The 21,383-nt window shown below is 62.8% G+C and carries 16 protein-coding genes; 9 read left to right on the top strand and 7 right to left on the bottom strand.

Translation table 11 applies throughout. From position 1 onward, the window contains the following. The first annotated feature begins 6 nt into the window (after nucleotides 1–6). From ACOI2T_RS07565 to ACOI2T_RS07555, 3 genes are read left to right on the top strand one after another with little or no spacing between them, the layout of a single operon-like run. Nucleotides 7–168, top strand: coding sequence for a hypothetical protein (locus ACOI2T_RS07565; RefSeq protein ID WP_156442342.1), 162 nt, complete (start codon nucleotides 7–9; stop codon nucleotides 166–168). Continuing rightward, the gene (locus ACOI2T_RS07560) at nucleotides 153–605 is read left to right on the top strand and encodes a PaaI family thioesterase (RefSeq protein WP_011856883.1); all 453 of its coding nucleotides are present in this window, start codon (nucleotides 153–155) and stop codon (nucleotides 603–605) included. Before ACOI2T_RS07565 ends, ACOI2T_RS07560 begins: the two co-directional genes overlap by 16 nt. Before the next feature lie 58 nt (nucleotides 606–663). Then, on the top strand, nucleotides 664–1,554 hold the full coding sequence (locus ACOI2T_RS07555; RefSeq protein WP_011856884.1) for an alpha/beta fold hydrolase: 891 nt from the start codon (nucleotides 664–666) through the stop codon (nucleotides 1,552–1,554). A 133-nt stretch (nucleotides 1,555–1,687) separates the two neighbouring features. On the opposite strand, the gene ACOI2T_RS07550 is transcribed toward ACOI2T_RS07555, so the two are convergent. Then, the gene (locus ACOI2T_RS07550; protein ID WP_011856885.1) at nucleotides 1,688–2,557 is read right to left on the bottom strand and encodes a metal-dependent hydrolase; all 870 of its coding nucleotides are present in this window, start codon (nucleotides 2,555–2,557) and stop codon (nucleotides 1,688–1,690) included. Between the two features lie 104 nt (nucleotides 2,558–2,661). Between ACOI2T_RS07550 and ACOI2T_RS07545 the strand changes: the two genes are divergently transcribed. After that, nucleotides 2,662–3,297, top strand: coding sequence for a TetR/AcrR family transcriptional regulator (locus ACOI2T_RS07545; RefSeq protein WP_011856886.1), 636 nt, complete (start codon nucleotides 2,662–2,664; stop codon nucleotides 3,295–3,297). Nucleotides 3,298–3,627: 330 nt separating this feature from the next. Then, nucleotides 3,628–6,750 carry an MMPL/RND family transporter gene (locus ACOI2T_RS07540; protein WP_011856887.1) on the top strand — a complete coding sequence of 1,041 codons (3,123 nt, stop codon included), beginning with the start codon at nucleotides 3,628–3,630 and terminating at the stop codon, nucleotides 6,748–6,750. 624 nt (nucleotides 6,751–7,374) lie between these two features. Here the strand turns inward: ACOI2T_RS07540 and ACOI2T_RS07535 are convergent. From ACOI2T_RS07535 to ACOI2T_RS07520, 4 genes are all read right to left on the bottom strand, one after another. Beyond that, nucleotides 7,375–8,694 carry an IS256 family transposase gene (locus ACOI2T_RS07535; RefSeq protein ID WP_064961518.1) on the bottom strand — a complete coding sequence of 440 codons (1,320 nt, stop codon included), beginning with the start codon at nucleotides 8,692–8,694 and terminating at the stop codon, nucleotides 7,375–7,377. A 147-nt stretch (nucleotides 8,695–8,841) separates the two neighbouring features. Beyond that, nucleotides 8,842–9,831 carry an IS481 family transposase gene (locus tag ACOI2T_RS07530; protein WP_099961896.1) on the bottom strand — a complete coding sequence of 330 codons (990 nt, stop codon included), beginning with the start codon at nucleotides 9,829–9,831 and terminating at the stop codon, nucleotides 8,842–8,844. Between the two features lie 225 nt (nucleotides 9,832–10,056). Further along, nucleotides 10,057–11,216 (bottom strand): IS3 family transposase gene (locus ACOI2T_RS07525; RefSeq protein ID WP_099961884.1). Its coding sequence is split into 2 segments (ribosomal slippage): nucleotides 10,057–10,925 and nucleotides 10,925–11,216, totalling 1,161 coding nucleotides; the frame shifts between segments, so codons are not numbered across the junction. Nucleotides 11,217–11,646: 430 nt separating this feature from the next. Further along, entirely contained in the window at nucleotides 11,647–12,312 is a 666-nt protein-coding gene (locus tag ACOI2T_RS07520; RefSeq protein WP_024449596.1) for a hypothetical protein, read from the bottom strand. Between the two features lie 177 nt (nucleotides 12,313–12,489). On the opposite strand from ACOI2T_RS07520, the gene ACOI2T_RS07515 reads away from it, so the two are divergent. The 4 genes from ACOI2T_RS07515 to ACOI2T_RS07500 all read left to right on the top strand — a co-directional run bounded on the left by ACOI2T_RS07515 (nucleotide 12,490) and on the right by ACOI2T_RS07500 (nucleotide 19,208). After that, on the top strand, nucleotides 12,490–15,174 hold the full coding sequence (locus ACOI2T_RS07515; RefSeq protein WP_421876183.1) for an NACHT domain-containing protein: 2,685 nt from the start codon (nucleotides 12,490–12,492) through the stop codon (nucleotides 15,172–15,174). Nucleotides 15,175–15,289: 115 nt separating this feature from the next. Beyond that, nucleotides 15,290–15,853 (top strand): hypothetical protein, encoded by a 564-nt coding sequence (locus ACOI2T_RS07510; protein WP_421876181.1) that lies wholly within the window; start codon nucleotides 15,290–15,292, stop codon nucleotides 15,851–15,853. Between the two features lie 248 nt (nucleotides 15,854–16,101). Further along, nucleotides 16,102–16,491 carry a hypothetical protein gene (locus ACOI2T_RS07505; protein ID WP_024449594.1) on the top strand — a complete coding sequence of 130 codons (390 nt, stop codon included), beginning with the start codon at nucleotides 16,102–16,104 and terminating at the stop codon, nucleotides 16,489–16,491. Between the two features lie 47 nt (nucleotides 16,492–16,538). Next, nucleotides 16,539–19,208, top strand: a complete 2,670-nt coding sequence (locus tag ACOI2T_RS07500) for a hypothetical protein (RefSeq protein WP_024449593.1) — start codon at nucleotides 16,539–16,541, stop codon at nucleotides 19,206–19,208. 179 nt (nucleotides 19,209–19,387) lie between these two features. On the opposite strand, the gene ACOI2T_RS07495 is transcribed toward ACOI2T_RS07500, so the two are convergent. Together ACOI2T_RS07495 and ACOI2T_RS07490 are read right to left on the bottom strand one after the other, a co-directional pair. Beyond that, the gene (locus ACOI2T_RS07495; protein WP_085172324.1) at nucleotides 19,388–19,585 is read right to left on the bottom strand and encodes a hypothetical protein; all 198 of its coding nucleotides are present in this window, start codon (nucleotides 19,583–19,585) and stop codon (nucleotides 19,388–19,390) included. A gap of 384 nt (nucleotides 19,586–19,969) precedes the next feature. Next, nucleotides 19,970–21,331: a DUF1254 domain-containing protein gene (locus ACOI2T_RS07490; RefSeq protein WP_409504863.1), complete on the bottom strand. Its 1,362-nt coding sequence runs from the start codon at nucleotides 21,329–21,331 to the stop codon at nucleotides 19,970–19,972. Nucleotides 21,332–21,383 lie beyond the last annotated feature (52 nt).

Genomic DNA, 21,383 nt, shown 5'->3' with positions numbered 1-21,383 from the left:
CGTCGTGTGCATCACCGCGCGGCCAGGTTCTTCATCGCCGTCGATATCGAGCACTCCGCCGCGCACGGCGACCTCGGCGCATTCGGCGACATGCTCAAACGATTCGCGGGCTCGAACGGTGATCGACCCATGACCGGACAGGAGAAAGGGGCATGGTGGTGGCAGTGACATTCGCGCACTTCGATGAGCAGATCGCCGACCAGCTGCTCAGATCGCCGAACACAGCAGGTGGACTGTCGAGGTTTCTGAGCTTTCGGCACACCGAACTCGCCGCCGGTCGGCTGGTGGCAGAGATGGAAACCCGTGCCGAACTGCTCACACCCTTCGGCACCCTGCACGGCGGATGTCTATCGGCGATGGTCGACCACTGTCTCGGAGTCGTGTTCTACCCCGTCATTCCGGCCGGATCATGGGTCGCCACCACCGAATTCAAGCTAAACCTGCTGCGACCCGTGTCCACCGGTGTGTGTGTCGCCGTCACCGACATCGTGTCGCTGGGCAAGCGCAGTGGAGTGGCGCGCATCGACATTAGCAACGGCGACAAAGCCGTCTGCGTAGCCCAGGGCACGGTCACGATCGTGAACGCCGCGGGCAACGCACTATGAAGGCGCTTGCTGCCGGGCCCACGCTTCGGGCGGACGACGATCTCGCCAGGAAGGTGTCATGACCTCCGCCGTGCAGCATCGGGTCCGAACCCAGGACGGGATCGCCCTGGCTGCGGACTGCTACGGCCACGATGACGCCCGTCCCGTCGTGCTGCTCCTGCACGGCGGCGGCCAGAACCGGCACGCGTGGAGCACTTCAGCGCGTCGCCTCCACGCATGCGGATACACAGTCGTCGCCTACGACACCCGCGGTCACGGCGACAGCGACTGGGACCCAGCCGGCAGGTACGACATCGAGCGACTCGCGACCGATCTTCTCGCCGTGCGCGAGCACTTCAGCGCCTATACCGCCCCTGCGGTCGTAGGTGCATCCCTTGGGGGCATGACCGTGCTCGGCACGCATCTGTTGACATCCGGGGCGTCGTGGGCGGCGGTCGTCCTGGTCGACGTCACCCCGCGACTTGAATTCCAGGGCGCCCGTCGCGTGGTGACGTTCATGGCCGCACATCCCGATGGCTTTAGCACCCTCTCTGACGCCGCAGAGGTGATCGCCGCGTACAACCCCCATCGCTCGCGCCCGGCCAACGTCGACGGCCTGCGCAAGGTGCTACGGCAGCGTCACGACGGCCGCTGGATCTGGCGGTGGGACCCGGCATTCATTCACTCCAACTTCGACTTTCTCCGCGACGAATCGACCACGGGAACGGAGCAATTCGACGCAATCAGCCACCTGCTGATCGACGGAGCCCGACGGGTCAATGCCCCAACACTTCTCGTAAGGGGCCTCTTGTCCGACGTGGTCTCCCAAGCCACCGTCGACGAGTTCAAGCAACTGGTTCCCCACGCCGAGACCGTCGACGTATCCGGCACCGGACACATGATCGCCGGCGACGACAACGACGCCTTCGGCTGCGCCGTCACCGAGTTCCTCGGCCGGAACCTCCTGTAGGTCGCGACGTTGGTCGAGCACCATCGATCGGCCAGTAGTCAGAACCGATCTTGACTTCACAGCGCGCGAAGCGGAGCCCATGAAGTGTTCTTCGGTTAAGGCCGACTTTGAACTGTGCCGGGCTCTGGTCGAGCTAGACGCCACTACGCACTTGCTGGCCACCATCGGCGTCGAAGAGTTCCTTGGTCCAGCGTTCGAGGATTTCTGCGCTGTCCCAGTCGTCGGGATGAAATCCGGCGCGGGTGTAGGAGCGAAAGCGCGCAATTGCTGCTGGGCTGAATAGCGGGTTATGACGGAAGGCTCGAAGGCTGCGCAGCAAGCGCACCGGGTTGTAGGCGGAACGGTCACCAGCCAGAGAGCGGGTGGTCTGGATGACCAACTCGCTGAACAAGAGGAGGCTGGCGATCCGCATCCCCCAGACCCTGGTGCGTTCGCTTCCACCGACCGTCTCGTAGACATCGAAAGCAACGGCCTTATGCTCGCATTCTTCCAGTGCGTGCCAGAGCAGAATAGGCCGCACTTCGGTGTCGCCGATCAGTTCTTGAGCTTCGTCGCTGGTGAGAATGATCTCGGCGAATGTCGCCGTGTAGTGCTCGAGGGCGGCCGTCACAGCCAGGCGCATCTTGGGAGAAAAACGCTTCTCAAGTCGGCCAACCAGCTTCTTGACATGCCGATCGATCCCCTCGGTGGGATAGCCCATTGCTTGAAGCCGATCGTTGAGCAGCCGATGCTGGTGTCGGTGGGTGGCCTCTTGTGCGATAAACCCCTTGACCGCCTCCTTGAGGTCAGCGTCGCTGATGTGGTCCCGGTACTCGCGGACTGACCGGATAAAGAAGTCTTCGCCTTCGGGGAACGTGGCCGACAAGGTGGACACAAAGTGGCTCATCACCAAGTCGCCATCAACGAAGTGCTGCCGACTGGTCCCAGCAGGCATATCGAATCGAACACGGCGGGGCTTCGGGACGACCCGTGCGGTGGGCCGTGTGGACGAATCGTCGCTCATGTTGTTCTCCCATTCGCCAAGGACGCGCTGTCAATCTGACTCTAAGCCTTGTCAGAATTAGATGGCAAGCTATCCACGTGGTTTCGGCGCGGGTGTATAGCGGAATGTCCGCCGAGGAGCGTCACCGGAACCGGCGCACCCGTCTCATCGAGGCCGCAACGGAGTTGATCGGCACGCGCGGCGTTGCCGCCGCCACTGTGACTGCCGTCTGCGCTGAATCGGGTGTCACGTCACGGTACTTCTACCAGCACTTCTCCGACCGAGACGCACTCCTGCGGGCTGTCTACCAGCAGCTCTATGCCACCTTCCAGGAGGTGATAGTCGACGCGATCCCCGATGCCGGCGAGCCACCGGAGGTATTGGCGTACGCGCCAATCCGCAGGCTGGTCGGCATGATCGACAACGACCCGCGGCTGGGTCGGATCCTGTTCGTGGAATCTGCAACCGAGCCGCTGCTCCGAGAGCTACGCAGCGAACTAATGGCAGGTTTCACCGACCTTGTCTTGCGCGAAGCCAGACTTCACCTCGACATCGCCGACTCTGCCGTGGGGGTTGCCCATTTGGCTTCGACCTTGGGCGTGGGAGGGCTATTCGAAGTCTTGCGCCGCCGACTCGACGGAGAACTGGAATTCACCACAGATGAACTCGTTCAGCACTGCGCAGGTTTCCTGGGCAGCCTAGGCAATTACGTGCTGCTGCAGAACACGGGCCAGTCGGCCACAACCGAAGCGCAAACCTAGAGCTAGCGGCCCCGCTACGCGATGTGGCCGTGCGTGCGCCCGACGACCAACGTCCGAGAACAGCAACAGCAAGACCCTGAACGGCATCCAAGGCCAGTGTCGTCGACTTACAGCGTCAGCCCTGGCTTCCAGAAACCCACTGAGTGTTCGATCATTCCTCTGCCCACTGCGACCGTCGGCCCGGTCCCGACTCGATAGCGGTCGCCGGCCCCTTCGCCAGCCGCGCGCTTTGCGCGGCCTGGCGACGACGGCCCCGCCACCACTTGCACTACATGCGGTAGCGTAGCGATACCGATAGTATCGCTACGATTCGCTACTAGTGGAGGCCCAGTGACCGACGGCACTGCAGATTCCCCAGGCCAGGCCACGCGCCGTGGCCAGCGGGACAACGGATCCCCCAACCCGGCCGAAACCCGCGAGTACAGCGAACGGTTGGCAGCGCTAGCCCGATTCACCCTCCGACACAAAGCGCTGGTCATCGGGGTATGGCTAGGCGCCGCGGTCGTCCTCGCGTTGCTGTTCCCCCAGCTAGAAACCGTGGTGCGCCAACAGTCGGTGGACCTCATCCCTCGCGATGCGCCGTCCTTGCAGACGGTTGACCGCATGAGCGCCGCTTTCGGCGAAGAAGGCTCAAAAACCATGGTGTTCGTCGCCATGGAAGACCCCAATGGCTTGACTCCGACTGCACGGCAGCGCTACGGCGAACTCGTGCGCCGGTTGCAGGGCGAAGGCAACCACGTCCTGCTGGTGCAGGACCTACTGTCCGATCCGATTACCGAAGCCCAGGCAGTCAGCGCCGACCGCAAAGCTTGGTACCTGCCCGTAGGTGTCACCGGCACCCTCGGAGACCCCACGGCCGCCGAATCGGTAAACGCGGTGCGCAACATCGCCGCCGAGGTCTTCACCGGCTCGACCACGACTGTGCAAGTGACGGGACCACCGGCAACCTTCAGCGACATGATCGCATCCGCCGAGCACGACCTGCTGCTGATCTCAATCGCTACCGCGGGCGTGATCGCCCTGATCCTGCTGATCGTCTACCGGTCGGTGTTCACCGCGCTGTTACCGCTGCTAGTAATCGGGTTGAGCCTGGCAGTCGGGCGCGGCGTGCTGTCCGCCCTCGGCGAGATGGGCATGCCCGTCTCCCAGTTCACCGTCGCCTTCATGACTGCGATCCTGCTCGGCGCGGGAACCGACTACACCGTATTTCTGATCAGCCGATACCACGAACAGCGCCGCGCCCAAGTACCCGCCGATCAGGCCGTCATCCACGCCACCGCCAGCATCGGGCGCGTCATCCTCGCCTCCGCCGCCACCGTCGCACTCGCGTTCCTGGCCATGGTCTTCGCGCGGCTCAGCGTCTTCGCCGCCCTTGGCCCCGCGTGTGCCATCGCCGTACTGTTCGGATTTCTGGCCACCGTAACCCTGCTGCCACCGGTGCTGTCGCTAGCCGCCAAACGCGGCATCGGTGAACCCAAACCCGATCGCACCCGCCGCTACTGGAACAGCGTCGCCGTCGCCGTGGTCCGCCGTCCCGTGCCACTACTCATCGTCAGCCTGGTCATCTTGCTCGCCCTGTCGGCAGCGGCAGCAACCATCAAAATCAGCTACGACGACCGCAAGGGCCAACCAGACACCACGGCCAGCAACCTGGGCTACCACCTGCTGGACCGCCACTTCCGCAAAGACGTCGTCATCAGCGAATTCCTCGTCGTGGAAAATCCGACCGACATGCGGACCGGCAAAGGACTGGCCGATCTTGACGAGATGGCCTCCCGCGTCTCCCAGATCCCCGGCGTCACCAAGGTTTCCGGAGTCACCCGCCCCACCGGAGAGCGCCTCGACCAAGCAGAACTGGCCTGGCAGAACGGCCAGATCGGCGACAAAATGGCCGGCGCCGTCGCCGAGGGCAACTCCCGCAAGGACGACCTCACCAAACTCACCGACGGCGCCGACCAGCTCGCCGACGGCCTCGCCCAACTCGACAGCACCGTGCGCACCGCCTTCACACCACTAGCCGGAATCCTCACCCAAGCCCAATCCGCAGGAACTCAGGTCAACCAATTCCGGCCGCTGCTGCAACAACTTTCCGCCACTGCCCCCGCCGTCGACCAAGCCATCCAATCCGGCCCAGGACTACGACCGCTGGCCAACCAAGCCCAAAACGCAATCACTCAACTCGACCCACTCGTCGGCGCCCTCAACACCTCACCCTGGTGCGCCACCACCCCACAATGCGCCCAAATCCGCAACCAGGTCCAGATCCTGGTCACTCTGCGCGACAACGGATTCTTCAACCAAATCGCCGACCTCGGGGACCGCTACGATCCCGCCACCAATGCCACCGTTGGTGGCACCCTCGCCAACGTCCAGAACGCAGTCGCCTCACTGGACAAGGCATTCGGAGCCCTGGGTGACCCCGCCGACCTGACCACAAATCTCCGCCGATTGCAGGACGGAATCGGACAGCTGGCCTCCGGCGCCCAAGCACTCGCCACCGGCGTCCGCACCCTCGCCGACAGCAACATCGAAATGCTGTCCGGCATGAGCCAGATCGCCACCCAACTACAGAACTCCTCGCGCGCAGCGGCCGACTCCGACTCCTCGAGCGGTTTCTACCTGCCCGCCAACGCATTCGAGAACCGGCAATTCACCGACGTCGCCGAACAATTCCTCTCACCGGACGGCAAAACAGCGCGGTTCATGATCGAAAGCAGCCACGACCCATACAGCGTTGAAGCCATGGACCTCGCCAGCCGCATCACCGACACCGCCAACACCGCACGACCCAACACGTCACTCGCCGACGCCACCGTGTCCGTAGCCGGCTTCCCCGCCGTCAACTCCGATATCCAACGACTCCTCTGGGCCGACTTCGCACAACTAGCCATCGCCACCATCATCATCGTCGGCGTCATCCTGGTCCTACTACTGCGCGCACTCCTAGCACCGCTCTACCTACTAGGCACCGTCGTGCTCAACTACCTCGCATCACTCGGCATCGGCGTCGTAGTCTTCCAATGGGGACTGGGCCACGAAATCGCCTGGCCCGTACCGCTGCTGGCGTTCATCATCCTCGTCGCCGTCGGCGCCGACTACAACATGCTGCTCGTCTCACGGCTCCGCGAAGAATCCGGAACCAACATCCGCGTCGGCGTCCTGCGCACCGTGGCAAACACCGGAGCCGTCATCACCTCCGCTGGCCTCATATTCGCCGCCAGCATGTTCGGCCTCATGGTCGGCTCAGTCGCCATCATGATCCAAGCCGGCCTCATCATCGGCTTCGGGCTGCTGCTCGACACCTTCCTCGTGCGCACCCTCACCGTGCCCGCCATCGCCACACTCCTACGCGAAGCCAGCTGGTGGCCCACCAAAGCAACAAACCCGCGACCCGGTCAGACCAACCCAGGAGGCATTAAGGACGCACCTCACGTGCTGGTCCAGGAGAGGTGAAAAGCGAACAGAGCAATACCCGGCGCTACATGCCGACCAGCGTGAAGGCGTATTCACCCCGAATGAATACGACCCCTGCGCCGGTACAGCGGACCGCTTATCGACGGACGAAAACGGGTACGGCTGCCGATCGGCCCCCGGTGCTGCGAGGATGGCGAGGCTCGCTGACGTCCGACGTCTGCCGCGGCGACGCTCGTCGAAGGGCACGGATTGCATCTCGGAGGCCCCGATCATTAAGACCTGCGGAAAGCGGTTGAACGACCAGGCCAATGCAGAGAAGTCCGCGCTACCGTGCAGCAATGGCATCGACGGTCGGCGCTCTGTTCGCCGCGGCCGGTGTTCGGCGCCTCGGCGCCGTTCCGTGGCAGACAGCCGTGCCATCGGTGTGTCCGGGCGTTTACGTCGTGGCCAGAGTCTCCGACCCCGCCGGGCAGGTTTCAGGCGACGCGGACATCGACCTATCCGCGGTCAGACAGCTGTTGGAGATCCGCAAGGAGTTGACCCTAGACGGGCAGCGACCCTCGCCAGAAGCGCTGTCCGACCGGCTCATGTCAATGTGGCTACCAGACGAACCTGCGATCTACGTCGGGCGAGGAATTGTCAATACCTGTGGATCGGCGTGTTTCAGGCGACCTCCGTTCCGGCTTGCTGATCGCCGTCTGAGGGCGGTGTCGGTGGGGTGATTTCGGTGGGGCGTTCGAGCAGTTTGCCCTTGTGGAAGACCGCGCCGGCGCGGACCAGGGCGACCAGGTGTGGTGCGTTGACGGCACGCCAGCGGGCCGCGGCGGCGTCGATGAGCTTGTAGGCCATGGCCAGACCAGCCGCACGTGATCCCGGCCCCTTGGTGACCTTGGTTCTCAAACGTACTGTGGCAAAGGTGCTTTCGATCGGATTTGTCGTGCGTAGGTGGATCCAGTGCTCGGCGGGATAGTGGTAGAACTCCAGTAGGGTGTCCAGATCGTCGGTGATCTTGGCGACCGCCTTGGGGTACTTGGCCCCGAAGTCGACCGTGAAGGCCTTGACCGCGACCTGGGCCTTGTCGATATCCTCGGCGTTGTAGATCTCCTTGAGCGCCGACAACGCCGACGCGTGCGCTGATTTCGGCAGGGCGGCAAGCACATTGGCTTGCTTATGAAACCAGCACCGCTGTTCTTTGGTGGCCGGGAACACCTCGCGTACCGCTTTCCAGAAGCCGAGTGCGCCATCGCCGACGGCGAGCACGGGTGCGGTCATGCCGCGTCGTTTACAGTCGCGCAGCAGATCAGCCCACGACTCGGTCGATTCCCGGTAGCCGTCGGTGATCGCCACGAGCTCTTTGCGGCCGTCCGCGCGCACGCCGAGCATCACCAGCAGACACAGCTTTTCCTGGTCCAGGCGGACCTTGAGGTGGATGCCGTCGACCCACAGGTAGACGTAATCGGTGCCCGACAGGTCCCGGGCGGCGAACGCGCGGGCCTCGTCCTGCCACTGGCTGGTCAGCCGGGTGATCGTGGTGGCCGAGAGCCCGGCACCCGAGCCCAGGAACTGCTCCAGAGCGGGGGTGAAGTCGCTGGTGGACAGCCCGTGCAGGTACAGCAGCGGCAGCACTTCGCTCATCTGCGGTGACTTGCGTGCCCAGGCCGGCAGGATCGCCGAGGAAAACCGTTTCCGCTCACCGGTGTCGGGGTCGACGCGTTTGTCGTTGACTCGCGGTGCTTTCACCTCAACTGCCCCGGCTGCCGTCAGCACCTCGCGGGCCTGGTGATAGCCGTTGCGGACCACCAGCCGATGCCCCTTCTCATCGAGCTGATCGGCGAACTGGGCCACGTAGGCGGCGACCTCAGCCTTCAACGCGGCGGCCAGCATCTGACGGGCGCCGTCGCGGACGATCTCGTCCAACAACGACCGACCAGCACCGCCAGTGCTTTCGTTGGCCTCGATGGCATCGTGAACTACGGTGAGCATGGGCGTACCTTCCCGAACCAGCGCGCCAACGCCGGCTCATGATCGGACCTTCGGATATTCAGATCATCCTCGGGAAGGTGCGCCCACTTTCACGCCCCCTCACCGAGGCTCATCCACAGGTTCTGATCATTGCTCACGTCGGGCTGGCTAGCTGTACTGACCTGAGAGGTTAGGTACGCGGCTGGCTGGTGCTTGACCGCCGAGTGCTGTGTGGCCGCGGTGGTGATTATAGGTGTGCAACCAGCGCGGGTATTCGTCGCAGCGTTGCGCGTCGCTGGTGTAGAGCCGCGCATAGGCCCACTCGTCGGCCAGAGTGCGATGGAAGCGCTCCACCTTGCCGTTGGTCTGCGGCCGGTAGGGCCGAGTGCGACGATGCTCGATATCGCCGAGGGCATCGCGGAAGACGTGCGATCGATAACAGTTCCCGTTGTCGGTCAACACCTTTCGAACGGTGATGCCGCAATCGGTGAACCACGCGTTGGCACGCCGCCAGAAGCCGGCGGCGGTGTCCTTGCCCTCGTCGGCGAGTAATTCGGAGTAGGCCAGCCGCGAATGCGCGTCGATGGCGGTGTGGATGAAGTGGTAACCGCGGACCGGGTTGCCGTACTTGTTGGTCACCCCGCTGCTCTTGTCGGCCCTGGCGTTGCGGTTGCCCTTCGTACGGCCCACCATGCGCCAGCCGCCGCCGGCGGGGATCTTGCCGAGTTTCTTGACATCGACGTGCACCAGGTCGCCGCAGCCTGCGGACTCCATTCGGCGAACGACGCGTCCGGTCGCGCGGTCGAGCCAGCGCAGCTTGGCGATCCGGTAGCGGCTCAGCACCCGATGCACCGTTGAGGGATGAATCCCGAGCAGATAGCCGATACGGGCTGGCCCCCACCGCCGGGTGACGCGCACGCCAATGATGCGCCGCTCAGTGCGTGTAGGTGTGCGATTGGGGCTGTGGTGTGGGCGTGAGCTGCGGTCGGCCATCCCCGACTCACCCTGCTCGCGATAGCGGCCCGCCCACCGCGAGGCCGTGGACACCGACACCTGGAAACGTTCGGCAGCCCGACGCAAAGACCAGCCATCATCGACGACGCAACGAGCCAGCCGCAGGCGACCGGTTTCGGACAAAGGGGCATTACGGTGAGACACGAAGACCTCCGAAGTGAGTTGGTGCGTTCCTAGGCAGTTCGCACTTCACTCGGAGGTCTTCGTCTTGTCACCTCACCACGCCGTCACCAACGTCCGTGGTCAGTACAGCTAGCACGTCTCTGCGGAATCGCGTGAGCCAGTTCTACCGGACACGCCTCGCCGCGAGGTCGCCGCACGCCGGAGGGGGGACTGCCCCGGGTTCAGTTGACTCGCAGGGTGTGAATTTCAGGCCGCGGTTGCGACCGGTGTGTGAAGCAGTTCGAACTCTATCGGGGTGAGCCTGCCGAGGGCGCGTTGGCGCCGGCGTCGGTGGTAGGTCCGCTCAATCCAGGTCACGATGGCCAGGCGAAGTTCGGCTCGGGTCGACCAGCGCCGCCGATCGAGAACGTTGCGTTGCAGAAGAGCGAAGAACGACTCCATGGCGGCGTTGTCCCCGCAAGCGCCCACGCGGCCCATCGATCCGTGTAACCCGTTGTGCGACAGTGCATGGACAAATTTTCGCGATCGAAATTGGCTACCCCTGTCGGAGTGGACGATCGTCGCGACAGGCGATCGAAGCGCCACGGCATGGTCCAGGGCAGTCACGGCCAACGTGGACTTCATTCGGGAGTCGATGGAGTAGCCCACGATCCGGTTGGAGTAGACGTCTTTGATCGCGCAGAGGTAGAGCTTGCCTTCGTCGGTGCGGTGCTCGGTAATGTCGGCCAGCCAGACCTGGTTGGCAGCCTGGGCGCTGAACTGACGCTGCACCAGGTCGTCATGCACCGGCGGGCCGGATCGACGATTTAGCCCACGCTTCTTGGCGAAGATCGACCAGATCCGCTCCTGCGAGCATAGCCGTGCGACGCGGTTCTCCCCGGCGGTGATCCCGCGGCCTGGCAGTTCGTCGGCAATGAATCGGTAGCCGAATGCGGGGTCATCGGCGTGGATGGCGCGGGCGGCGTTGATCAGGTGGGCATCGTCCCAATCCCGCTGTGACAGGGGTGCTTTGCGCCACTTGTAGAACGCCTGGGTGGAGAATCCCAGGACCCGGCAGGTCACCGTGACGGGCACGCCGTCCGCGGCAAGGTCGAGGACCAGCGGGTACATCATTTTGGGTTGGCATCCCGCGACAGGTAGCCAACCGCGCGGCGCATCACCTCAGCCTCCTGCTCGAGGAGCTTGATCCGCTTGTGCGCTTCGCGCAGCTGCGCGGCCATGTCGTCAGCATCGGCCGCTGAGGCGGGCTGGCCGCGGCCATCCTCACGGTCAGCGATCTTGAGCCAGCGGTGCAGGCAGGCCTCCGAGATGCCGAAGTCTTTCGCGATCTGGCGCAGCGGAGCCTCGCCCTTGCGGGCCACGGCGATGACGTCGGCTCGGAACTCGGCGGGAAACGGTGTCGGCACGAGATTGATCCTTCCAGCAAGGACGAATCCTCACAGGTCAGGAGTCAACTAAACCGGGGGCAGTCCCGGGTGGCCCCTCAAGTGCATCAAGGACTTGAGTACCGCCTGGGTGCACTTCGGTGAGTGCGCCAACGTGAAGGTCGCTGAGCGCAAGATGTTGGAATCTTTCATGTCAGCGTTGGGGCCTGTTGCGAGGGAACGCACGATCGATCCTGAACTTCCCTTGCCTTACGCGAATCTCGAGATCAAGGACTCCTCGAATCGCCGCCGAATCAAGCGACATGGAATCAGCGGTGCTAAAGCTACCCGCTGAAATGCAAGATACGAGACGCAAGCTGGCACCAATAGACCAGTGCCCAAACCCGTTCGGCCGGTTCAGTACGGATCCAGCGCCGATGCACATCCCGAGTCGGATCTTGGGCAGACAAAATCAGTTCGTCTCAGTCTCTTGCAGCTCACGAATGATTCTGCGACCGAATTCATTTACTCCGGTGATGCTGTAGTTCTCAGCTCGGGGGATGCTGTACAGGCCGCTGGATACAGGCTGTGAACCCACCAATACAAGTCCGGTTCTTACCAGAACCGCCTTCACCGCCGGTGGCTCGTTGCTAAGTGCGGTCTGCAGGGTTTCGTCGTTATTGCCGGGATCTTTTCGGTTCTCGTCATCGGCGGCTATGAGTCTGACAAGTGCGCGAACGTGCGGACCCTCAAGCTCGCGCAAGGCGGCCACGATGAACTGAGCGTCATCCATCTTCGTGTCGTCCGTTAGGGCATTCGCCACCACGCGCGCAAGATAGATGCGCTTACCGCTGTCTGCCGCCGACATCGCGGCTTGGATGCCATCCCAGAGCAGATTCTGGAGCCCCGGATCTGCCCGGACCTGTTCCAACAGTCGGTGTGCATCCACGAGATCGGCAACACCATCGACGAACTCTTCCGCACGACCTTGACGAGAATCGATCAGCCCCTGAACCACGGCGCCGGTTCCCGCGCCAACACCCGGCACACCAGCCTGCCAGCCGAGCACCTCCGCGCCGGAAGCAACCGCAGCTCGCACGACTATCTGTTTCCACGAAGGCACTTCTTCGTCGACCATGCGCCGATGCTATGCCGACGCTCGCGGCTGGAGCTGGCCTCGGCAGCGAATGCAGTCAGGCATGCGACCTGCAACCTCCCCGATCCAGTCGGCGCTAGCGGGTTGAATAGAGCGAGCGTAAGACGGCTCCCGACGGCGATAACGGCACGATCGGGGTTGGATCGAAGGAGTCAGCCATTGCCCGAAAGCCGGCACCGATACCTCTACGAACGCCTTGGCGATCACGATTTTCAGCAGCTCGTCAGCGCTCTGTTGGCAATACAGTTCCCCGACTACTGCCCGATGGCGCTGAGGCAGACCGACGGCGGTGTCGACGGTCTCCGCAACATCGATCCGGAGACATTACTGATCTATCAGGTCAAGTGGTCGGTCAGCGGCACGGAGAAGAACCCCGTCAGCTGGCTGGACGCGGTCGTGAAGAAGGAGCTAAACAACCTGCGCCAGCTAGCGAAGGACGGCATACGCAACTACGTCCTGGTGACCAATGTGGCAAGTACGGCCAAGCCAAAAACCGGCACGTTCTCCCAGCTAAACCGAAAGCTAAAGGAGCACGCCAAGAACGTCGGTTTTGACCAAATGACATGCATCTGGCGTGAGGCGCTTAATCCGTGGGTCGACAACGCTCCGGACTCGACAAAGTGGGCCTACGCCGACATGCTCGCAGGCTGGGATCTCATCCGATACTTGGTCGCTGAGCAGGTCGGCACCGCCAAGAACCAGGCAGACCGCAAGCTGATCCGCAAAATCGCCGCGGCGCAATGGGACGACGACCAGCGTGTCAAGTTCAGCCAGGCTGACGTCGACCGCGAAATGGTGGTGGACCTCTTCGTCGACGTCACCGCCGATCAGGTGCATTCCCCGACCGAAACCCGGATGCGATCAAGCGCGCCGACCCCACTCGGCGGAGCGGCCGCTCACCTGCTGCACTCACCAATACCGTTCACATTGGTGCGAGGCGCCCCCGGTCAAGGAAAATCCACTCTCAGCCAGTACATCTGCCAAGTGCACCGCAGCGCGTTCATCCCGGAATCGGAGCGGCCAGAATCGCTTCCAGAGCTGAAGAACCCTCGATTCCCGATCAGGCTGGACCTCAGCGACTACGCGCTCTGGCTCGCCGGCAACGACGTGTGGGACCACTCCGACGATCGCAGGCCGGCGACGAAGAAGCCACGCAAGGGTGAGCAGGCGGCCATCGAATGCTTCCTCGCCGACCTGTTGACCCATGACAGCGGCGGTATCACCACCACCGCGACAACCGTGCAGGACATATTCGAGCGAGTACCCAGCCTCGTCGTACTTGACGGTCTCGACGAAGTCGGCAGCGCCAGCATCCGGCGCAGGGTGGTCAACGAGATCGACGCGTTCGCCAGCCGGGCGAAGACTTACAGTGAGCCGCTGAAGGTAGTCGTCACCACGCGCCCCAGCGCCGGTGAGCTTGCGGAACCGTCGCCACACATGTTCGGGATCGTCACCTTAAACCAACTCACTGGTGACCAGCGGGCTGATTACCTACGCAAATGGTGCGCCGTCCGAGGGATCAAGAGCAAAGACGGTCGCGCGCTGCGCAGGAGCTTCCAAGAGAAGAGCCGCGAGCCCTACATTCATGAGCTCGCCGGTAACCCAATGCAGCTCACAATCCTGTTGGACCTTCTCCACCAGCAGGGGGCTGCCACCCCCACACAGCGGACCGACCTATACGACAAGTACGTTGACCTGCTCTTGGCCCGCGAAGCCAACAAGCACCCGAAGGCCGTCCGCGACCACAAGGAAGAGCTCCTCGAGATCATCCCGTTCCTCGGCTGGTACTTGCACGCACACACCGAAGAATCGCAGATCAACGGGCGCATGAGCATCGGCGATTTGAAAGCGGCGATGCGCCACTTCCAGCACACCTACGGCAACCGCGAGTCGATTGTCGATCAACTCTTCGAGGGCGCGAGCGACCGTTTGTGGGCTCTGACGAGCAAGGTGGATGGCACCTACGAGTTCGAGGTGTTGTCGCTGCGGGAGTACTTTGCTGCGCGGTTCCTCTACCGCACTTCAGGCGAGGACAACGCTGATTTCGACAGCACAACGGTGCTTCGGGAACTTCTGAGACGCCCGTACTGGCTCAACACCGCAAGGTTCTACGGAGGAAACGCTAAGGGCAGCGACGTTTACTCGTTGACCGCCGGGATCGAGCAGGAACTGGGGAAAACCTCAAATGCCCCGTCGTACCTCGCCGCGTGGGCGCTGCTCACCGATGGCGTCTTCCTGCGTCGTCCGCGTGAAGCTCGAAAGGTGCTGACCGCGCTTTGTTCGGACACCGGAAGCGCGATCTTGCTATCCGCGCTCGACCGCCGGGACATCGTTGCACTCCCTGAACTTCCCGACCTACCCGCCGACGACGGTGTCGACCCGACCTGGGCACGGCTGACGGCCCTAATCAGCAGGAATCCGAGCGATGTCGAGAACCCACAGCGTGTGCGAGTCCTGCGGGAACTGCTTAACCAATGCAGCGACTTTACGGCGTGGTGGTACCAGCAGCTCACTGCAGCGATTGGCACGACCCAGCAGAACGCGTGGCTCGCTGTCGGTGCCTGCTGTGAAGCTGGAGCCGGCATCACCTCGAAATTCGAGAACTTGGATCTGTCCAACGGCGCCGCCGAACTCTTCCCTCAGTACCGGGCTAACCCCGGAGCGTGGAAGTTCGTTGGAGGCAGCTCTGCTCACCGCGGTGCTGGATGGGCAATGTCCCTGCGTCACGTCGACGCGCTCGATGCCTGCGCAGGTCGCGGTCGCCCTGGCGCCCGGAGAGTTCCTGACCAGCTCCACGACAGGCTTCATCTCCGGCGACGAGAGGGCGAAACGTCGCAGATCTGAGGCGATCAACCAGCTCAGAAGGGCCCGCTCACCGTGGGAGCAAGTCGGAAGGAAACGCACGTTTAGGTCCGGTTATAAGGCGAGCACATTTCCGTGGGCAGACACCGCCAAAGCGGTGTACGAGCAAGCCGGTCGTTGTTGGATCGCTACGGAGATCGCCATCATCGGCGCGGCCTCTCCGTTCGGACTCGCGTACAGGAAGTGCGCTGACGCTACGGCCTTTGGAACGATGAGCCACCCGACCGAGCTCCTTGCTCAGACCACCACGCACTCACGCAATCCCGGCTGGTGGCGGGAACAGCTGGAGGTCATCGACGACGGCGACCTAGGCCAAGCGGAATGGGCACTGGCCCTATGGTCCGTCGCATCAGGAGCCGTCGTCTCCGAACTCCTGCCGGAATTAACGCTCGTTCTCGGACAGCTCTCGGCGGGGCGACGACGTACGGTCCTCCGCGCGGCTGAACAGATCGCTCGCTTCGGCTGGCTGACAAACCGCCCCGTCACCGGCGACACGACCGACGCCGAATTGGCCGAACTCAATCGGCTCCGAGTGGCAGCACCACCGGCGGAGCGGCCAGGCAAGACCGAGGCTCTTGATCACACGACGATGCCTTCGCTCCTCAGCGTTGCCCGCGCCGAACGGTGGCTGAAGGTCGACAACGCGGCCGCCTACCGCTGAGGGTCCCCGCCCGCGCAACGACAGATACCGGCCGCGTACCGATCAGCACGCCCTTCACACTTGCGAGAGCGTTGCGATCCGCAATTGAACGTCACAGATGCTCCGTTTGATGCGAATGTTGCCCACCCCTCCTTTGGGCGTTTGCCAACACTAGCGCGTCAACCAGTACATTTCGGCCAACGGGTCACACGCTAGCCTGTTTGTGACGTAAGCAGCAGAACGCGTGCGCGCGACGAAAGGCGAGCTCCATGTCAGTCACAACGAAGATCCGCCGTCGACCTGCGCCGGCGATTGCTGTCGTTGGGTTCGGAGCCGCGGAGGCGTTCGCCATCAACAAGGTCACTTCGACGCCGGCCTGGTGGTGGTGGTTACTCCTCGTCGTCGCTCTCATTGGCGCAATCGGTTGTGCGGTGTTGGTGCAGCGCGCGCCTGAAAACGACGCTGGCCGCGATGACCCTAGCAACAAGGTGGAGGGCCCGGTGTCAGGCGGTAGCGCGATAACGCAGCAGTCAGCCGGTGACAAAGGACAGAATATTTCAGCCGACAACGGATCCTTCGCTGCAAACCGCGTGGACAAAATCGGCGACATCACGCTTGGAGGGCAGCGACCCACGGGCGACGATCCCAAGAACCGCTGACGTTTGTGACCTCCCCATCGGAAGGATCAGAAGCGCAGCAGCAAGGAGTGGCGGCCAACGACCACTCCGTCGCGATCGGCCAAGTGGGATCTCTCGGCACTCTGAATGTCGAAGCACGCACGGTGCATATGAATTTCCATGTGCCGGCCCCCAGCTCCTCCATTGCAGAGGCAGTTGGGCCGAGCCCCCTTGACACTGCAGATGCCGTATCACTCGGGCCTCTCGCCAGCACTGAAGCCCAGGGCCTGCTCGACAGAGCGAATCAGCTCGCTGCCGACGACCCACGTGCGGCGCTCGAGCTTTTCCGCGAGGTTCAAAGACGTTTAGTGGCTGCTGGTTTCCCGATTCACGCTGCAGAATTCGACCATCGGGTCGCGGCCCTGTGCGTCAGTACCGGGGAGGAAGACACCGCCGTCCGGCTGATGCTGCAATCGCTATGGGAAGCCGACATCTCTGGAAGCTCAATGCGCGCCGATCGGGTGCTCGGGGCGTTAAGGAATCTGGCGGGTTTTCCCGATTTCCCGAAAGGCTCAGAAGAACCCCTAACTGCGCGCCTGGGTGCTGCGGTCGAGATCGCCGAATTCGTCTCAGATCACCTGCAAACTCCTGTGCCGTTACCAATCGAAATCCCCTCCGAGGCAATATCACTGGTCGATGCGGAAGACCGTGCACGGACCGTCTTGTTCGCAGCAGAGAGCGCGCTAGGCGACGACAACCTGGCCTGGATCGTGAATAACCGCCAAGTGATCACGACGGCCGCGGACGAGATCGCGCATACCCTCCCGGAAATCGCGCTTCGTTTGAGACTGGCATCTGCGGATGCGACGGGAGAATGGGGCGACCTGCTCCACGCGTCAAGTTCTGGAATAGCGAGAAACCTCAAGGCATTGGTGCTCGCGCGACATGCGCGCCACAAGCTACTGCAGGCCGTGCCAATTGAAGCCGACCGGGACTGGCGCGCAGCAGTCAATGAGGCATGTCTGTCGGAGCGCTACACGGACGCTGCCGACTGGCTCTTGAGTCAGCGGTTCGTTGCGAACCGCTTCGGTGTGTTGGCCGACGACAAGTGGCACCCTCTCGCTCAGGCGCTGCTGAACATGCCATCCAAAGCCCGTATCGTGGCTGGGGCTGAGAGCGTTCGCGAACTTGGGCTAGCAGCTTTGCATTTCAATAGCCCGCGTATCGCCGCCATCAATCTAAGACGGCATCTACTTGAGGGAATACGGTCAGCGTCCTTCTTTGACGAAAGAGACGCTCGCGGGCTACTCGGAGCTCATTACCTCGCGTGCGGTGAGTTGCCCCTCGCTGCCTTCTACACCATCGGCGCCGGCAACTATAAGGAATCTCGGGACGTTGCCAAAGCTTTTGGCGACACCTACCACGATGTTACTGAGCTCATCAAGAGTCCACTATCGTGGGTGTGCGCATCCGCACTCGAATTCACAACTCAGCAAGCCGATCTCATCCCTGACAACGATCTCAATTCCGTCGTAGCGCAGGCGCTATCGACAATTGATGACGTCGCTTCGGGTGCACGGCTCGACTCTCCCGTCTTCAGTCCTCAGATGCGCCGATCTGCCTACGGCCTTCTGGCCGCCGTGTCTGAACGTCTTACCGCCTGTGACGCGGAAACCGTCCTCAAGCTGCTATCTGGGTTTGTCGAGTGCGAGAAGCACCACTACCGTCCCACTGACGAAAGCCACGTTCTCATCGCGGCCGGCATAGCTCAGACACACACCGGCGAGCTCCGTGGCGCCGCCGTTGAGCAACTAATCGGTCTCTACGGGAGGGCCTCTCACGCGTTTGGCGATTCGGCTCGCAGAGCGTTAGCGGCCAACTTCGACCAAGTCCGCGATCGACTCCATGAGATGGCGGAAGGTACCCACCTCGACGCTGCAGCTTTCCTCGCGTGGCAAGACCCCGCCGACACGACGACCGATGCTGCGCAAGCTGCTGCACAACGATTGTGTCAACCTGCGAAGAGCGGTCCAAATGGTTTTGGCGTCGGAACTGGGGCAGTCAACGACTCGCTGCTTGCCGCGTCCCTTTCTGAGCCAGAACGCATCAGCTGCATCGAGATGCTTTTTAAGAAGGCAGAGTCCTCGTGGGAACCGGCCACGAATCGCGACGATTACCTCCGCGCCGCCAGCAATCTCGTTAACGGAATTCCCGAGGATACCCGCCGCACATACTTCACGAAGGCGCTGTCGTTCGCTTCGGACATGCCTCATTCGAAGGCCGACGCTTTTCAAGCGTCCATGAGCAGTCCTTTGAGCGCAATGAGGGTCAATGACGGCAGTGACTGCAGACCGGCGGCGGTGTATCTAGCAGGCAGGCTCGCAGACACAGTCGAGGAGAAACAGCGGGTACGAGATGCAGCTCTCCGTCTCGTTGGTGTCGGAACGGACGAAGACTACAGAGTCACGAAAACCTTGCAGCTCGTCCAGTCTCAGCTTGACGGAAGTGTCGGCCTGCTTGCTCAGGGAAGTTGGACCCTGAAAAGTCTCGCGGCCATGTTGTGGGTCGAATCGACAACGTTGCCGGACGAGGTTGGTATTGCATTGAGCCGCGACCCCGATGTCCGAGTCAGAAAAGCTCTCGCCCGGGCCCTGAGTTCGTCACCGAACCGTGCCGACTCCATCGCGCGAATCACTCTTGCCCAAGACCCGCGGTGGTCAGTTCGCACACTGTCGAATAACCGCAGCACCGACAGATGAACAACGGCAGTAGCTCGCAAGGCGCTGAAATACGTGTCAATCAGCGTCATCGTATTACCCTCGGCAGCAACCGCCTACGGCGACCTCGAAGAGACACACAACAATTACCGGCGTCCACAGATACGACAGCAAGAATGCTGAAATTGAATACGCGAGGCAGACGGCACTCAGCGAAAATCCTACGGCCGGCGCAGCATTCCGATGCCGCCGAGCAGGTCGCCACCACCATCGTTGCAGCCGTTAGAACCACGCGGGGCGACCGCCGTGCTCAACGGAGCATCGCGCCGCTTGATCTCTTCACTGTTGCGTTCGCTCGCATAATCGAACGCGTCCCGCCCAACGTCCGCCGCCTGCCCGAACGCGGCGAATCTGCTCACAGGGTGTCGCACCCGACGTTCGATAACGTCAGCGCTGCAATTTTTACTCGGCTCGTTCGTAACTGCTTTTTCTCTGTGCCAGCTGACGGAGGACATGCTCAGGATCACGAACTTCTACCCCTCATACCGCAGTAGTTACCGCAGTGCTTTCGTTTAGACTCAGCTCCGGCCAACGCAGCCAACACCGTATCCGCAGCTAGAGGCATATCTCCCGACGGATTCCAGAACTGGCAAACACAACAAACGCCCAGTTCAGAGGATTTTAAGTCCGCTGCCTCTGCCAATTGGGCTATGGGGGCTGTCTCGGATGAGACCTTATTTCATGAGGTCGGTCAGGATGGAATCGCGTTCGACATGAGCCGACCGTGCCACCTCACGGAAGAGTCAGTCGATCAGACTGAAGTCGGCGGGCTTCCAGGTCCCGTCGAAGGCCGGCTTGTCGGGCCCATAGATGCGGAAGTACGCGAACCAGCCCCGCCCCGGAACCGTCTGAATCCACCGGTCGGCATGGTCGGCGGGGGCGGTCGGGCCGAAGTACAGGTCGACGGTGTCGCCGGTCAGGTCTCTCAGCTCGAACAACGATCGGAGTGCGGCGTTGGCCTGCTCGGTCTGGACTTGGCTGCGGGTCTCGGCGTCGTAGACCGTCACCGACCAGAACAGGTGGGCCGGGACCGGGAGCGGCACAGTCAGCCGGTAGTTGTTCGAACCGTCCAGGTAGGCGCCGGAGCCGTCGCGCAGGCCCAGCCAGTACAGCGAGCCCGCGCCCGGGTCGCGGCGGAACATCGCCGGTGAGGTGGCGATGGCCTGGAAGAACCATTTGTCGAGCGCATAGGTGTCGCGGTAGTCCGCAGTGTCGAACGTGCCGTTCTCGAACCGCAGACTGACCCATTCCCACAGCCGGTCGGGCCACACGATGCGGTCGGGCCGCCGGTCGGCGAATCCCTCCGCACGCATCTGCGCGAACCCGATCTGGGCGGCCTGCTCGAAGATCGCCGTCATCCGGGCATCGGGCGCGAACGGCAGCCCCTTGGCGATCCCGAGGGCAGCCAGGTCGCCGCAGTGCGGACGGCTGTCCGCCAGTGCCGGCTCAGAGTCGACGACGCGGTGGAGCACTTCCCAGAACTTCATCGTCTGCTCGTAGACATGCGGCGTGGTGTCCTGCGGCATGTCGGTCATGTCGAACCATGTCGGTGCCGTCCAGTCCGGTCCGGCGTCCAGCGGATACACCTTCACTTCGCGGATTCGCGCCATCGCCGTCTTCACGTCGCCGTGCTCGGGCAGTGAGCGCAGCGCACCGATGACGCGATACGAATCAGCCTGTCCCACTTGGTGATCCGCCGGGACAGCGCCTTGGTAACCCGGGGGCAACAGCAGGTGTTTGCCACCGCGGCCGCCGTCGGGCCCCGGCAGGCCCATGTCGAAGATCCAGCGTTGGTGGAGATCGAGTGCGGCGCCGATGAAGGGCCCGGGCGGTAGCTCGATGACCATCGGACCGGCGTGCAGGTCCAGCAGCAACGCGCCGTACGGGGTGTCGGAGTTCAGCGTGTAGCCGACATGGTGTGGGAGGGTCTCCATGTAGCCGAACGCGTGGTTGGGCCGCACGCCCACCGCGGCGGTGCCGTCGAAGATCGCGGCTCCCGACACCGAACGATAGAAGTAGCGGTACATCGCGACCGCACGGTTGAGATCCAAATAGTCGTAGGCCGTCGCTGCAGCCTCGGGGCCGGGAAATCCGCCTTCTGACATACGACCACCCTAGTGCGTGTCGGGCGAATGCCTGTTTGAATGATGAGGAATC

This window comes from Mycolicibacterium wolinskyi str. Jessa 2025 (genome assembly GCF_049241375.1).
Classification (GTDB): Bacteria; Actinomycetota; Actinomycetes; order Mycobacteriales; family Mycobacteriaceae; genus Mycobacterium; species Mycobacterium wolinskyi.
This window is presented reverse-complemented; position numbering and strand designations above follow the sequence as displayed.

Excerpts from the sequence above, each read along its gene's own strand:
- ACOI2T_RS07535 (WP_064961518.1), bottom strand. The coding sequence starts at position 8,694 with ATGCTCACCGTAGTTCACGATGCCATCGAGGCCAACGAAAGCACTGGC.
- ACOI2T_RS07505 (WP_024449594.1), top strand. The coding sequence starts at position 16,102 with ATGTCAGTCACAACGAAGATCCGCCGTCGACCTGCGCCGGCGATTGCT.
- ACOI2T_RS07490 (WP_409504863.1), bottom strand. The coding sequence starts at position 21,331 with ATGTCAGAAGGCGGATTTCCCGGCCCCGAGGCTGCAGCGACGGCCTAC.
- ACOI2T_RS07555 (WP_011856884.1), top strand. The coding sequence starts at position 664 with ATGACCTCCGCCGTGCAGCATCGGGTCCGAACCCAGGACGGGATCGCC.
- ACOI2T_RS07560 (WP_011856883.1), top strand. The coding sequence starts at position 153 with ATGGTGGTGGCAGTGACATTCGCGCACTTCGATGAGCAGATCGCCGAC.
- ACOI2T_RS07550 (WP_011856885.1), bottom strand. The coding sequence starts at position 2,557 with ATGAGCGACGATTCGTCCACACGGCCCACCGCACGGGTCGTCCCGAAG.
- ACOI2T_RS07545 (WP_011856886.1), top strand. The coding sequence starts at position 2,662 with ATGTCCGCCGAGGAGCGTCACCGGAACCGGCGCACCCGTCTCATCGAG.
- ACOI2T_RS07520 (WP_024449596.1), bottom strand. The coding sequence starts at position 12,312 with ATGGTCGACGAAGAAGTGCCTTCGTGGAAACAGATAGTCGTGCGAGCT.